The organism is Pseudalkalibacillus sp. R45, assembly GCF_052246725.1.
In the GTDB taxonomy this organism is placed as follows: domain Bacteria; phylum Bacillota; class Bacilli; order Bacillales; family Fictibacillaceae; genus Pseudalkalibacillus.
Window position 1 is genome coordinate 1 of sequence record NZ_JBQQCL010000014.1, and the last position, 14,133, is coordinate 14,133.

The 14,133-nt window shown below is 42.4% G+C and carries 18 protein-coding genes; 9 read left to right on the plus strand and 9 right to left on the minus strand.

All coding sequences use genetic code 11. The features are described from left to right. The first annotated feature begins 50 nt into the window (after positions 1-50). Complete coding sequence (locus ACTWQL_RS18835; protein WP_443143950.1) at positions 51-332, plus strand: hypothetical protein; 282 nt, start codon at positions 51-53, stop codon at positions 330-332. On the opposite strand, the gene ACTWQL_RS18840 is transcribed toward ACTWQL_RS18835, so the two are convergent. From ACTWQL_RS18840 to ACTWQL_RS18860, 5 genes are all read right to left on the minus strand, one after another. Continuing rightward, positions 294-452 carry a hypothetical protein gene (locus ACTWQL_RS18840; RefSeq protein WP_443143951.1) on the minus strand — a complete coding sequence of 53 codons (159 nt, stop codon included), beginning with the start codon at positions 450-452 and terminating at the stop codon, positions 294-296. The two genes, ACTWQL_RS18835 and ACTWQL_RS18840, sit on opposite strands and share 39 nt — an antisense overlap. 128 nt (positions 453-580) lie before the next feature. Beyond that, positions 581-1,873 (minus strand): M48 family metallopeptidase, encoded by a 1,293-nt coding sequence (locus tag ACTWQL_RS18845; RefSeq protein WP_443143952.1) that lies wholly within the window; start codon positions 1,871-1,873, stop codon positions 581-583. A 198-nt stretch (positions 1,874-2,071) separates the two neighbouring features. Further along, complete coding sequence (gene fhuF, locus ACTWQL_RS18850; RefSeq protein ID WP_443143953.1) at positions 2,072-2,860, minus strand: siderophore-iron reductase FhuF; 789 nt, start codon at positions 2,858-2,860, stop codon at positions 2,072-2,074. Continuing rightward, entirely contained in the window at positions 2,835-3,653 is an 819-nt protein-coding gene (locus ACTWQL_RS18855; protein ID WP_443143954.1) for an ABC transporter ATP-binding protein, read from the minus strand. Before ACTWQL_RS18855 ends, fhuF begins: the two co-directional genes overlap by 26 nt. Before the next feature lie 160 nt (positions 3,654-3,813). Next, complete coding sequence (locus ACTWQL_RS18860) at positions 3,814-4,662, minus strand: HAD family hydrolase (protein ID WP_443143955.1); 849 nt, start codon at positions 4,660-4,662, stop codon at positions 3,814-3,816. A gap of 186 nt (positions 4,663-4,848) precedes the next feature. On the opposite strand from ACTWQL_RS18860, the gene ACTWQL_RS18865 reads away from it, so the two are divergent. The 4 genes from ACTWQL_RS18865 (at position 4,849) to phnE (ACTWQL_RS18880) (ending at position 8,577) form a co-directional block, all read left to right on the plus strand. After that, on the plus strand, positions 4,849-5,757 hold the full coding sequence (locus tag ACTWQL_RS18865) for a phosphate/phosphite/phosphonate ABC transporter substrate-binding protein (protein WP_443143956.1): 909 nt from the start codon (positions 4,849-4,851) through the stop codon (positions 5,755-5,757). Between the two features lie 408 nt (positions 5,758-6,165). Next, positions 6,166-6,954: a phosphonate ABC transporter ATP-binding protein gene (gene phnC / locus ACTWQL_RS18870; protein WP_443143957.1), complete on the plus strand. Its 789-nt coding sequence runs from the start codon at positions 6,166-6,168 to the stop codon at positions 6,952-6,954. Beyond that, positions 6,938-7,777 carry a phosphonate ABC transporter, permease protein PhnE gene (phnE, locus tag ACTWQL_RS18875; RefSeq protein WP_443143958.1) on the plus strand — a complete coding sequence of 280 codons (840 nt, stop codon included), beginning with the start codon at positions 6,938-6,940 and terminating at the stop codon, positions 7,775-7,777. Before phnC ends, phnE (ACTWQL_RS18875) begins: the two co-directional genes overlap by 17 nt. Then, complete coding sequence (phnE, locus tag ACTWQL_RS18880) at positions 7,777-8,577, plus strand: phosphonate ABC transporter, permease protein PhnE (RefSeq protein ID WP_443143959.1); 801 nt, start codon at positions 7,777-7,779, stop codon at positions 8,575-8,577. Before phnE (ACTWQL_RS18875) ends, phnE (ACTWQL_RS18880) begins: the two co-directional genes overlap by 1 nt. A 237-nt stretch (positions 8,578-8,814) precedes the next feature. On the opposite strand, the gene ACTWQL_RS18885 is transcribed toward phnE (ACTWQL_RS18880), so the two are convergent. Next, on the minus strand, positions 8,815-9,684 hold the full coding sequence (locus ACTWQL_RS18885; protein WP_443143960.1) for a Cof-type HAD-IIB family hydrolase: 870 nt from the start codon (positions 9,682-9,684) through the stop codon (positions 8,815-8,817). Positions 9,685-9,871: 187 nt separating this feature from the next. Here ACTWQL_RS18885 and ACTWQL_RS18890 point away from each other — a divergent pair, with 187 nt between their 5' ends. Beyond that, a complete protein-coding gene (locus ACTWQL_RS18890; RefSeq protein WP_443143961.1) occupies positions 9,872-10,096 on the plus strand; it encodes a hypothetical protein in 225 nt (74 codons plus the stop codon). Between the two features lie 137 nt (positions 10,097-10,233). On the opposite strand, the gene ACTWQL_RS18895 is transcribed toward ACTWQL_RS18890, so the two are convergent. Then, a complete protein-coding gene (locus ACTWQL_RS18895) occupies positions 10,234-10,542 on the minus strand; it encodes an AzlD domain-containing protein (protein ID WP_443143962.1) in 309 nt (102 codons plus the stop codon). Then, positions 10,535-11,251 carry an AzlC family ABC transporter permease gene (locus ACTWQL_RS18900; protein WP_443143963.1) on the minus strand — a complete coding sequence of 239 codons (717 nt, stop codon included), beginning with the start codon at positions 11,249-11,251 and terminating at the stop codon, positions 10,535-10,537. Before ACTWQL_RS18900 ends, ACTWQL_RS18895 begins: the two co-directional genes overlap by 8 nt. Before the next feature lie 99 nt (positions 11,252-11,350). Between ACTWQL_RS18900 and ACTWQL_RS18905 the strand changes: the two genes are divergently transcribed. The 3 genes from ACTWQL_RS18905 (at position 11,351) to ACTWQL_RS18915 (ending at position 12,630) form a co-directional block, all read left to right on the plus strand. After that, a complete protein-coding gene (locus tag ACTWQL_RS18905; RefSeq protein ID WP_443143964.1) occupies positions 11,351-11,905 on the plus strand; it encodes a helix-turn-helix domain-containing protein in 555 nt (184 codons plus the stop codon). A gap of 153 nt (positions 11,906-12,058) precedes the next feature. After that, entirely contained in the window at positions 12,059-12,319 is a 261-nt protein-coding gene (locus ACTWQL_RS18910; protein WP_443143965.1) for a hypothetical protein, read from the plus strand. Between the two features lie 14 nt (positions 12,320-12,333). Further along, on the plus strand, positions 12,334-12,630 hold the full coding sequence (locus ACTWQL_RS18915; protein WP_443143966.1) for a hypothetical protein: 297 nt from the start codon (positions 12,334-12,336) through the stop codon (positions 12,628-12,630). A gap of 57 nt (positions 12,631-12,687) precedes the next feature. Here ACTWQL_RS18915 and lpdA read toward each other — a convergent pair whose 3' ends face one another. Beyond that, a complete protein-coding gene (gene lpdA / locus ACTWQL_RS18920) occupies positions 12,688-14,133 on the minus strand; it encodes a dihydrolipoyl dehydrogenase (RefSeq protein ID WP_443143967.1) in 1,446 nt (481 codons plus the stop codon).

Consider the following 14,133-nt stretch of genomic DNA (forward strand, 5'->3'; position numbering starts at 1 on the left):
GTGCTCCTGCGTCTACAAGAAAGTCCTGTCGAAGCGAGCTTCCTCGTCGCATGCCTTGCGAGGAGATTATTCAGGTAGTAGGCACGCTGATCCCGCAGGACAAGGAAAGCTTCGGCAGCGTTACATCTCACGAACAAAATGCGATTTTCATTTTCGAGGAGTCTCGCACCTTGCTCTCCAATCAACTTGCACAAAGTGAGTTTTTTAAAATGACTCAAAAGCACCAATCTATTAGAGATGAGCCTAAATCAAAAAGGCACCCACTGAAGGAGTGCCTTTTTCTTTGTTTCATTTTAAAACATCGGCAAAATATAATTAATGAGGAAATATAGGATTCCGAAAAAGATGATCAGGTAAGCTGCATACTTGATGAATGTTGAAGCTACCATACTGGAATCCTTTCTCTTTTCTACTTTCCTTTCACGTACATCCAAGTCATCATGACGATCCATGGGGATCACTCCTCTCAACATTTTGACTCGATTCTAATCGTCAATATAAGTTGTTATAGAGTGTATACCCCTCTTTTTTCCGGTGGAAACATAAGAGGGTTTTGGCTTTCAGTCCCTCATATTCTGGGCTACTTTTTCTCTTTTTCTGATTCATTATTGATCGGATCCGTCCGTTCCCAATTATCTAGGAAGGTGATCCGCTCGAGCATTGTAGGGTGCCCATATAAGAAGAATTTGACGAGTAAAGGCGGATGGACTTCGCTCAGCCCAGAAACCGCAAGCTGTTGGAAGGAACCAACGGCAGCCTCTGGATCTTGCGTCATCTCTATTGCATATTCATCTGCAGACCGTTCCGCTTGCCGTGAGATTGCGTTTTCCACAGGGCTTGCTGCGAACGATAACACCGAGAACACCAGTAACAAGGCTGGCAGCGCAGCAACATCTGTAGGTTTTTTAACCCCCCATCGCTCTCCCCATCGTTTGATCATTCCTGCATACAACTTCGAACCGATCCACAATCCGAAGAAAGTGGCAGCTATCGAGCCGATCAGGTTCCAGAAGAGATGATGCTTTACGAAGTGTCCAATCTCATGAGCCATAACAAAAAGCACTTCTTTATCGCTCAAGTTCTTAAGGGTCGTGTCCCAAAGGACGATGCGCAAATTAGAGCCGATACCGTTGACATACGCGTTCAATGCATTCGTCTTTTCCGACATGTTCACTTCATAGACACGATCCGCTGTAATATCAGCTCGACCAGCCAGCGCAAGGATCTTATCTTCAAGCATCTTGTCTTCTAAACGATAGAAATCATTATACAATGGGTCGATCCAGATCGGCTGGATGAAGTAGATGAACAACGTGAATGGAATCGATAATAGCCATCCATAGAACCACCAGCGTTTTTCAGACTTTTTCATCAGCCAATACAGTGCCTGCACAATCACGAACAAGAACAATGCATTGATCCAAAAGGAAATGATGTTATCCTTCATCCAACCTGAAAATGACTGAACCGAAATGTCATAATCGAGTGATACCGTGTAACTGTAGTAGTCGATCGGAAAGCTTAAGATAAAAGCGATCAGCGACAGAAGCACGACGTAAATAGCATTATGGATAATTGGGAATCTTGTAACTTCAATAGCACGATTACGGAACCATTTGGATAATCCGATTCCAAGGACGGCAAGATAGATCATCCATTCAAACGGTACCGATAAAAAATACAGCCATTGCTTGATTCGTGAAAAATCATGGCTTAATTCCAATTGCCGTTCATTCATGAACACAGATGGATCTGCTGCTGTTCCCTGATATTGAACTGGAATTGATGTATCCGCACCTATGAATAAATACCACGATATGAACGTGGCATACACGATGAAACCTGCGCCAATCCAGAGTGTCTTTTTCTTCATTCCTCCACCCCTCCCTATGTCTGTCCATTATTAGTGTAATAGAAGTTGTCCTCGTTTAGAACTATTGATGAGAGGGTTTTTATGTTAATTTATGGTTATCGAGCCTTGACGCTCTGCTATGGTGTAAGGGTACTAAAAAAGACCTGTCCGCACATCTGTATGAACGATGTCGTGAACTGGCCTTCGGTACTTGGTCATTCATTCAGTTGATTTCGGATCTTTCGCATATCCAGATAAGCACCTTGGACAGTTTTTACAGAAGGCACGCTCTGGATTCACCTCATAGTACAAGCAGCATGTTTTACGGACCCGCACAGGAGGCTCGCTCTTCAGCAACGTCTGTTTAGCATGTCTGAATTTCTTTAAAGGGTTTTCGTTTAAACCAAAACATTCGGCTGGTGCTTCAAGAATCATCTCTAGATCTTCTGCAATCCGTTCTGCAGAAACAAGGTCCAGATGGTTCGAAAAGCTTGTTTCATACAACCAAAAAAGATAAACTGCAGTGTTTTCCCAGAGGATTGGAGAAGGAATGGAAGTGAATTCTGTCAAACGTCCCCACACTGGCGTAAGGTGATCCCGAAAGATCGATTCAAGACCTATGTAAAGCTCTTGCTCCCGATGACTACTGATATCTCTGGTATTCGTATCATGTAAATAAAGTACTGGCCGCATCATCCCGTGTTCCGAATCAGGCTGAACCCTGCAATTATCAGGTCGGACATCAAGTAATTGGTTCAACACTGTCAGACTTGAGAAAAACGGCGCAGTCAGAAGAAAGGCATATTTTTTAGAAAATTGGGAGGCCGCCACAAGGCTATTCGGGGCTCCTAATAACTCCCTAACCTCGTCCATAAACTTCTCGGTTTTTGATAAGGTTAATAAATCCTCTGATGAAATCGATTGTTCTTCAGAGGAATATTCACTGGATAAACGATAATTCTCTTCAAGGAAAAGCAGTTGCTTAGGCGTTAGCGTATCGAATATCATTAGCTACCTTCCTACCCTTCCCGCAAGGAATACATAGAGGTGAACCGAACATCGGGTCACATGATATTTGCGCCTGCAAGCCGAACACATCATGGACCATCTTCGTCGTAACGATCTGTTCAGGGGGTCCTTCAGCATAAATACCTTTATTGTGAACAGCCACGATGTGATCTGCATACCGACAGGCGAGATTCAAGTCATGAAGGACCATTACGATCGTACGTTGTTCCGTTTGGTTCAAATCATATAGCAGATCCAGCACCTCAATTTGATGGGCAAGATCCAGATAGGTCGTGGGTTCATCCAACAAAATCGTCTCCGTATTTTGTGCCAGGGACATCGCAATCCAAGCACGTTGTCGCTGCCCTCCTGATAAAGAGTCGACAGGACGATCCTGAAGATTCAGGAGATGGGTCGCCTCTAGAGCTGAGTTGACAGCTTCTTCATCCTTCTTTGTCCATTGTTGAAGCCAGTTTTGATATGGATATCTTCCTTGCTTCACAAGCTGGATGACCGTCAGTCCTTCGGGTGTTACAGGTGACTGAGGAAGAATTGCAAGCTCTCTTGCCACTTTTTTTGTGGAAGATTTATGGATGTCTCTCCCATTGATGATGATATTTCCGGATTTTGGTTTCAACAGTCTTGCCAAAGCTTTAAGCAGTGTCGATTTACCAGACCCATTGCTGCCGATCAATACTGTGATTTTTCCTTTGGGTACTTTAAAATCCAGATTCTCTATGATTGGTGTTTCTTGATAGGATAATGTAACCTGTTTGGTTTCAAGAGAGTACATGAACTTCTCCCCTTCGCGTAATTAATCAGTCCGTACGATATAACCTACTTTCAAGTTTATTTTAAATGAGAATCTTTGTCAATGAATTTGAGAATCATTATCACCTGAATTTAAATAAATGCTCATCCGAAAGCATTACAATTCGAATGAGCACATGCTATTATTCCATTTCGTCAACGGCCTCGAATACATCCGACAAGCTTGTGACGACTTTCAGATTGTCGTGTTCCAACTCGATTCCAGTCGGCTGGATATAGATTGTTTTCAGACCTAACAGTAATGCAGGTGCGATTTCATTAATCAGATTGTCTCCGATTGAAACCGTCTGCTCTGCTTTGACCCCGTATTTTTTCATCAAATCCTGGAAGATTTTTTTCGTCTGCACTGGCTTCTGGGCCAAAGGAACGATTTCAGGAAAAAGGTCATCCAGTTCAAGCTCGTTAAGCAACCGTTCAACATCATCTTTCTCACTGTTCGTCACGAGGACGATTTCAGCCTCTTCCTTCAACTTTTGCAAGCCTTCTTTCAAACCAGGAGTCTTCGTCAGCTGGAAGTCATCTGTCACCATGAAATCCTTCGTCTTTGTATAACAATGGTATGTTTCCTCAATCGTTACGCCATAGTGTCTTGCTGCAGAATATGGGAGCCACCATCCATCCCCTATTGCGATCATCTTTTCAAAATCAAAAGCCAATTTCCGGTCATATGTACGAGTAACGTCTTCGCTATTCCATTCCGATCCATCCCAATTTTGGACATGGGTCACTTTTAACGTTAATGGATCAAGTGTAAGGATCGCGTCATGCTCCACATCATAGGCTTTTCCGATTCCTACAGCGTGATTTCCGGTCTTCATATTCTCATAGTCTTTCATGAATTTTTCTTGATCACCGTTTGCGACTTTCTCTTTCAAAAGTGAAGCGTAATAATCGAAGTGATCCGTATCTTCATATAAGGTGCCATCCAGGTCGAAAATTATCAGCTTGCAATCCGGATAAAACTGTTTCATTTAACATCCCTCACCAAAAAATTTAATCGATCTCTCAACTCCTTGTTATTATAATGGTTCTCCAAATCTATCGCAAAACCATTATGTAAAAGTAGTGCAAAATTTGTAAATTTATATGGAAAAAATTGCAGGATTATAGGATAATTGAGGTGTTGTCAATTTAAACATATTTAGGGGGAAATAGGAATGAAAAAGGTTTTTGCACTATTGTTTGCTGCTCTCTTAGCAATCGGGCTGACAGCATGCGGCACAAGCAGTGATTCTGGTTCTACCGGTAAAGATGGCGAAATCGAAAAATTGGTCATGGGATTCGTTCCATCACAAGATTCTGATGAAATTGCAGACACTGTCGAGCCTCTTGCTGATAAACTGGGTGAAGAGCTTGGTGTTGAAGTTGAAGGTAAAGTCATGACAAGTTACTCAGCACTTGTAGAAGCGATGGGAAGCAACCAAGTTCAAATCGGTTTCTTGCCTGCTTTCGGTTACGTATTAGCAAATGATAAACATGGGGTTGAAGTCATCCTCAAGTCAGAGCGTTTCGGAAGCGGTACATACAAAGCACAATACGTTGTTCGCGCTGATTCTGAGATTGAATCTCTTGAAGACATGGAAGGAAAAACATGGGCGATTCCAGACTTGACATCGACTAGTGGATTCTTGTTCCCAGCAGCTCAAATCATGGACGAATTCGGCGTGGAAGATGTTCAATCAGGCTTCTTCAGTAACACAGTTGAAGCTGGTGGCCACGATAACGCGATCATCTCAGTGTATGAAGGGGATGCTGATGTAGCTACTACATTCGATGACGCTCGTACTACCGTTGAAGAGGATTATCCAGATGTCATGGACAAGCTGAAAGTCGTTGGATACACGGATGAAATTCCCAACGATACGATTTCCGTAACTAAAGAACTTTCTGACGAGTGGCAAAAGAAAATCGAAGACACATTCCTATCATTTAATGATGATAAAAAAATGATTGAAATCATGAACGAAGTATACAGCTGGGATGCAATCATCCAAGCTGAAGACAGTGAATATGATGTTGTCCGCAGCACTTACGAAAAGTTCAAAGATTCAATTTCTATTGACTAATAATATGTTCAATTCTTCCGGGGGAAGCTTGGCTTCTCCCTTTTTTCACTTAAAGAAAGTATAAGGACAACTAAGAACAAACCACATTTATTCCTTTGACTCTGTTATAGGACTTTGTTGATTTTTGCGAAATTCACTCCCTTTCCGCGGGCGATCCGCAGGAGTGTGGTAAATTTCTCTGCAATCAAACTTAGTCAGAATTCAACAGTATTATTTTAAAAAACCATTCTTTTAAATAAATAGCATTTCTTTTAAATAAATAGCATTGTAGCATTGATTTGACCTCCGAATAAGGTGCAATCCAAAGTACATAAAGTCCTGACTGTTTTATTAAAAACAAAAAGAGCACTGATTCTTCCTCTCTAACTACGAAACAATCAGACTCTGTTCACGATAAGGGGAGTTAGTATGATTGAAATGAAAGATTTGTCCCTTGTCTACCCCAACGGTACACAAGGCTTAAAAAATATCAATGTGAAAATCAATGAAGGAGAATTCGTCGTCATCGTCGGTCTGTCTGGTGCAGGAAAATCAACCTTCATCCGAAGCATAAATCAACTCGTCACGCCGACAGAAGGCCAATTGATCGTTGATGATGAAGATATCCTGAAGTATAAAGGGAAAGATCTCCGTAAGCTCCGTACAAAAGTAGGGATGATCTTCCAGAATTACAACCTGGTCAAACGTTCTACAGTCATGAAAAATGTGATTTCTGGTCGGCTAGGTCACACGGGGACTCTTAAGAGTATCCTTAATCTCTATTCGAAAGAGGATATGGCTCTTGCCTATGAAAGTCTGAAACGTGTAAATATCGAAGAAAAGCTTTACTCAAGAGCGGACCAATTAAGTGGTGGACAGCAACAACGTGTTTCCATCGCGCGCGTACTGACACAACAGCCATCTGTCGTACTGGCCGATGAGCCTGTTGCAAGTCTGGATCCTCCTACATCCCATCAAGTTATGAAATACTTGAAGAAGATCAATCGTGAGGATAACATCACGACAATCGTCAACCTTCACTTTATTGATATGGCGATGGAATATGCTGATCGTATCATTGGTATGCGTGCCGGAGAAATTGTATTTGATGGCCCTGCAAGTGAAGTGAATGAAAAGACATTCGAAGAAATCTACGGCAGACCAATCAAGGAAGATGATATTCGAGGGGGCACCGAAGAGAATGTCCAAACCCCTTAATACAAACCAAAGGCCTAATCGTATCGTAAATACCGATCAAGTACCTACTAGTCTCGTTTCGAAAAATGCGAAAATACGCATGAACATTATTTTACTCGTAGTACTTGCGCTATATATTCTCAGTTCAGTGATGACCAATTCTTCCGTGCTTCGTTTTAATTCTGAGTTTTTCCTGAATGTGTGGAATATGGTTGTCCAGCTGTTCCCTCCTAACTGGAGTTATGCTGGGGTTGTGGTCGACAAGCTGCTGGAAACGGTCAAAATGGCACTCATCGCAACGACGATCGCTGGAATACTCTGTATACCTTTCAGCTTATTAGCAGCAAGCAATATCGTACAGAACAAGTATCTGTATAACTTCATCAAGATGTTCTTGAATATCATGCGTACGATTCCTGAACTCATCCTGGCTGTCGTTTTTGTGGGTTTATTCGGAATCGGGGTTTTCGGTGGTATCCTTGCCCTGATCATCTTTTCACTTGGTATCCTTGCGAAGTTGATCAGTGAAACAATTGAAGCGATTGATATGAATCCGTTAGAAGCGATTCGTGCCTCTGGTGGAAATACGCTCCAGGTCATCTGGTATGCAGTTGTCCCTCAGGTATTGCCTCAATTCGTTTCGTTCACGCTGTATGTATTTGAAATCAATGTACGTGCTTCGGTGGTCCTAGGTTTCGTAGGTGCCGGCGGAATCGGTTTGATCCTTCAACAGCAGCTGAACTTCTTAAGTTATCAGAATGTAAGTACAATCATCGTCATTACGTTCGTAGTCGTTGTGATCATCGATTACATCAGTAATAAATTAAGGGGGCGTCTCGTGTAATGAACATCACTGTACCTCCTAAACCACAAAAGAGTGGTATCAAAACATTTCGAAACATTGCGATCGGTATCGGTATGCTCGCCCTCTATATTTGGGCATTTGCTACGATCGATATCCCTTGGGGTCGGATTTTCAGCGAAAGAACGATTGCAAACTTCGATCGTGTCATTCCAAAATTGTTCAGCCCTGATTTTACGTTTGCATCAAGAGTATTTGAATATATGATGGAAACCCTGTTCATCGCTTTTACAGGCTCCTTCATGGCAGCAATCCTTGCTGTACCGTTCGGCTTTTTCGCAGCATCGAACATCAACCGGAATCCATTTTTGAATACATTAGGAAAATGGATCCTGAATGCTGACCGAACTTTTCCAGAGATCCTGCTCGCCTTGATCTTCGTTGTTGCCATAGGACCTGGTGCATTTGCTGGTGTGCTAGCAATCGCTATCCACTCAGTCGGTATGCTTGGAAAGCTATACTCCGAAGTCGTTGAATCCATTGATATGAATGTAGTCGAAGCGATGGAAGCCAACGGCGCAAACAAGATTCAGATCTTTTTCTACGGAATCATACCTCAGGTCATTCCTGAGTTCTTATCTTATGCCATCTATCGATTTGAAATCGATGTCCGCGCATCCACGGTTCTTGGAATCATCGGTGCAGGTGGTATTGGAACACTGCTGGTCATCTCCTCCCGTAACCGGAACTGGGATGAGGTCGGGATGATTTTGCTTGTCATCATCATCTTTGTCAGCATCATCGACTATATCAGTACGTATATCCGTAAACGAATCGTCTGAGCCAATAAAAAAGAAACCCATCGCTTGGGGGCGATGGGTTTTTACTATTAGATCGTGGGATTAAGGTGTAATTTTACACCTTTGGCCGGATTCCATTGAAAAGTCGCCGGATTATGCTCTAAAGCCGCCGGATCCCCTCCAAAAGTCGCCGGATTATGCTCTAAACCCGCCGGATTCCACTACGAATCGGCCGGATTGTTAACGTCAGAACACCTTTCCGCAAACAACAATCCTTTATCAGCTGACTCGGTTCTTTCGCATGAATGTCTGGATCGCGAAGGCAACTCCGCTCTCATCATTCGTTTTAGTCACGAAGGTACATAACTTCTTGATATCCTCTTCCGCATTGCCCATTGCTACGCTGTATCCTGCTAATTCAAACATTGATACGTCGTTGTAGTTATCGCCTATTGCCATGACTTCACTCATTGGAATTCCAAGCTCGTCGGCATATTGCTTCACTGCAATACCTTTTTGCGCATCACGGTGTGTGATTTCGATATTCGCCTCGGCAGACTTACTTACTGCCAAGTCTTTGAATGTAAGGAAATCATTCAGTGCGTTTTTACGATCACGTTCATTTCTAGAGAAAGCGAGCAGCTTGTAGATTTCGACATCCGGTTCGGCCACGACTTCCTTGTAATCTTCAATTGTATGAATACGTCCATTATTAATGCGATAGTCTGCCAATTGGTGAGCTTTCTCATCACTTACTTCAGGATTGGCACTTTTAATGATATCTACGATGATGTCAATTGCCATTTCTGGATTATCACTATATGTTCCCTTGTTTGTGTATAGTTCATAATAAATTGAATGGCCGCCTAAAACTTCATCAGCCTTATAATACGTGTCCTTCGACAATGTAATGCTTTGTTTGATTTTACCCTCTTCATCCCTCATCTGTGCGCCATTGATGGCGATGATAGGAAGAGTCAAGCCTGCTTCTTTAACCGGATTCACTGCTTCTTTATAAGAACGGCCTGTCGCAACGACCACGTGGATCCCTGCTTCTTGTGCTTTTTTTATTGCTCTTACGTTTTCTTCGTTGATCGTTGTATTGTTATTGACAAGTGTACCATCCATGTCGATTGCTATAAGTTTCACATTATCATGTCCTTTATTGTAGTTTCTAACCTAGTTTTCCCATTTTGACGATAAGAAAACACTTTTTATGGTAAAAGAAGGCTGTTTTCGCAAACTTTGTTGCTCTTGAAAGTCGTTGATTTCCGCTCCAGGATGCTCGCTTTCCGCGGGGCGTGCGGTGAGCCCACTCGTCGCCTTGCGACATTGAATGGTCTCACCTGTCCCGCTGATCCCGCAGGAGTCTCGCACCTTGCTCTCCAATCAACTTGCACAAGGTGTTTTTTTAAAAATGACTCAAAAGCAACCATCTTTTAGAAAAGAGCCTAAAAGAAAAAGAGCTCTGAATTCAGCTCTATTTTTGAAAACGCTTTATTTATGTTTTACATCTGTAAAAAAGGTTTCAATGAATGCTTGGAAAATTTCAACGGATTGAAAAGCAAAGAGTGATATTGCTGTAATTGAAAATAATCCTATAACAAGATATCGAAAGAAAAACATTCTTGCTCACCTCGTTTTTTGGAGTAAAACCAATATACCACTGTTTCCTTATTTTGAAAAGTTAAGTGTTTGTTAAGTGAAAAGCATGCTACAAAGGCTTAATACTCCTATCGAACTGATGACGATCACAATCAGGCTCGCTCCGAAATAAGCCGCAACAAATGCTGTAAGAGCACCTACGACACCCATCCAGACTTCCCCGTTGAAGGTGATGATACCTGGAAAAATCAACGCACCAAGGATGGCGTAAGGGACATTCTTAAGCACTCCTCTGATGAGTGGTGGGATTGATTCTGTATCGAAGGCTACTAGAGGAAGCATCCTCGGTATATAAGTAACAGCTGCCATCCCTAATATGATCCAGATATACGTGTCAAGCATCTGCTTTTTCCCCTTTCCACAAGACTTCGATTACAATCGCTGCAAACATTGTAGAGAGAATGATCGTCCAGCCTGTTGACATCGATGTACTGAAGGTTAAAATACTATTAACAACAGCTGCAGCCGATGCTAAGAGTATCACTTTCAATGACTTCCGTGCACTAGGGACCAGAAGACCGATGAATAAGGCGTACAATGCAATCCCCATGCTTTCCTGCAAAATCGAAGGCAATCCTGAACCGATCATAAAACCGATTCCTGAAAACACGACCCAGCTGCTCCAGGCGATGAGTCCAATCCCAAGCATATAAGCTGCTTGAATTTTTCCTTTTTGAACAGCTGCGACTGAAAAAGTCTCATCTGTTATGAAAAAGCTGTATAGCGCTTTTTTCCATTTTGGATCATCTGCTGACTTCTCTCCAATAGAAGCACTCATTAATAAATGACGGATGTTTACGATGAACGTTGTAAGAATGATCTCGAAACCGCTGATACCTGCCGCAAACATTGTAAGGGAAATATACTGTGCGGCACCTGCAAATACGAAGATGCTCATACTGATCGTTTCGAATAGATTCAACCCGGAGCTTTTCGCAAGAAGACCGAAAGTAAATGCAACTGGCATATACCCGATCGCAATACTGCTTCCCTTATGAAGACCTCGTCTGAAAAGCGATGACGACAGTCTTTCTGTAATGGCTACATTCATAAGGTCTTCACCTTCCCCTGACTTTGATAAACTTACCACTTGTATGCTATATTGTATGTATTGTATTTTATAACATATCTTTCGTCAAGGAGAAATTTAATGTCACATGAAATCAACCATATGATCGGGAAAAAAATAAAGATGATCCGTGCTGAACGGAAATTGAGCCTGGATGATTTGTCTAAGCTGACAAACGTCAGCAAGGCGATGCTCGGTCAGATTGAGCGTGGTACGTCCAGCCCTACGGTAAGTACATTATGGAAAATTGCTTCAGGACTCGGCGTCTCTTTTTCATCTTTTGTAGAAGAAGAAGCACCTGCATTTTTTAAAGTAAGAATAGAGAACGTCGAGCCTTTGTTGGAAGATGATGGCCGTTACTTGGTACACACACTCTTCCCAACCGAGCCTAACCGTAATTTCGAAGCATATGCCGTCACATTAGAGCCCGGTTGTTCCTATACAAGTCCAGCGCATGGTACCGGTGTTGAAGAGTATCTTTTCGTTCACAAGGGCGAGTTGAACGTCTTGATCGGGGATGCGGCTCATTCACTAAAAGAAGGGGAAGCTTTCCGCTTTTCTGCGGATTACGAGCATACATATGAAAATACTTTCTTAAAACCAAGTGAATTGTACTTGATCATCCATTATCGTTGAATTTCATAGCTTTTCCAATCTGGGTGACCGTCTGCTCAGGTTATTTTTTATATACAAATTTTATAGACTTTCATCTGTTTAATGATTTTGCCTACACATAGAGGACAATCATGACATACCATATAGTAGTTTTATGATAGAGGAGGATCATATATGGATTGTCATGATAAGAGCAAGCATGGTTCCAAATGTAAAGACTGGGCGTGCAGGTTTTTGAAAACGTTGAAGGCTGGAACTTTAGTAAGGATTGTAGTAGATGGAAGGGAACCTATCCAAGACTCAAATGGTCTTGAAGATCTGCGCCTTGGATGTATCGACAAAAATAAATGTGCCACTTTTACTGCAGTCTCGAACAACGAACCTTTTTTTATTGATTGTTCAAAAATACGTGTCATTGAGTTACCAAGTGAATAGGAGGAGGTATGATAATGAGCTTATTGAAAAATGATATGAAGGATGATATGAAGACTGATTGTTCAGGTTGTGTATGTCATGTCCTGAAGAAATTGGATATAGGAACGTTCGTCAGGGTTTTCAACGGTGCCCAGGACCCTTTGGATTCACCAGACACGGATGATGCTTTGCAATTTCTCTGTTTTGATCCGAAAACATGTATCGTGAAATTCAAAGACTCAGATAACACAATTTATGTCCTATGTTGTGAACAGATCCATGCAATTTCTATTATTCCAGAAGATAACGGTCCGCCTGAACCAGCAGTTTAATTCAAATATAAGAAGCTGACCGAATTGGTTTTCGGTCAGCTTTTGTTATTCTTTCTATTATCCTACTGGTTCTGCTTCTTTCTTCTGTTGTTTGTTCGGTGGAATGTGGATGGCTTCACCAGTCATCGATTCTAATGCTTCCAGCCATCCTTCATTGAAGCTTGGGTGAGGATAGAATGGATACGATAGATCTTCATCGCGAGCAGCCATTTCGAGTGCTGTCACTCCGGATGAAATCATCTCAACAGCACCCTGTCCAATCATATGGACACCGAGCAACAGGTCCGTGTCAGCATCTTTAATGATTTTGACAAGACCTTCTTTTTTACCAGCTATACCTGCAAAGCCATTCCCAGCCATCGAGAATTGACCGGTAATTACTTGATAGCCCTCTTCAATAGCTTGTGCTTCCGTAAGGCCAGCATGGGCAATCGGTGTAGACGTATAAACAACAGTTGGGATATAGCGAAGATTAAGCTCCGGTGTTTTCCCTGCAAGGTGCTCTGCCGCTACTTTTCCTTGCTTGATCGCTTTGACAGCAAGTGAAGGTCCGATTGTTACATCTCCCACCGCATAGATATTCTTCTCTGTCGTTTCACTGAATTCGTTGACGATTAGGAAGCCGTTCTCGTCTGTTTCCATTGATAACGCTTCAAGACCAAGTTCAGTCGTGTTCGGCTGGAATCCTGTTGAAACGAGCAGATGAGAACCTTCAACCGTCAGTTTTTCATCCTTTTTCACCAGGTGGAGCGTTACGTTGTCGTCACTTTCTTCAACTGTTTCGATAACGGTATCTTTGATGACTTTTATCTTTGATTTTTTCAAGACACGTGTCAATTCTTTGTTGATCTCCGTATCAAATCCGAACTCATTACCCCCATCTAAGACAATCGTAACCTTCGAGCCCATTGCATTGAAACTCGTAGCAGCTTCTAACGCAATATAGTCGGATCCATAGATTACGAGATGCTCTGGCACTTCTTCGGTTGCGTATATCTCCTGAGCGTTGTATACGTGATTGAACCGAGCGTCGATCTCTTCCGGTATAGAGGCGGATGCCCCAGTCGCGACAATCGCCTTTTCATATTTAAACATCTCGAACGTATCGCCCGATTCAACACCGATACGGTTCCCAGTCATAAATGAGGCCGTTCCATTGATGACCTCGATTTTATTTGCTTTACATAGCGCTTCGACACCCTTCTGTAAAGCGGAAACAGTTTGTTTCATGTAGGCGTTGTGCTGGGGCATGTTGAACTTAGGTTCAGCAGCTTCAATCCCAATCTGCTGCATATGTTTCCAATCTCCCAGCTTTTCTGCTGTGTGGGCATAAAGTTTTGATGGGATACACCCCTTACTTAAACAGATGCCGCCGAGATCCCCTTTTTCAATCAACGTGACCTCGATTCCGAGCTGAGCAGCTCGGATTGCAGCATTGTATCCACCAGGTCCTCCGCCGACGATGATCAGTTCACGCTCTTGTATGACTTCACCTACTACCAT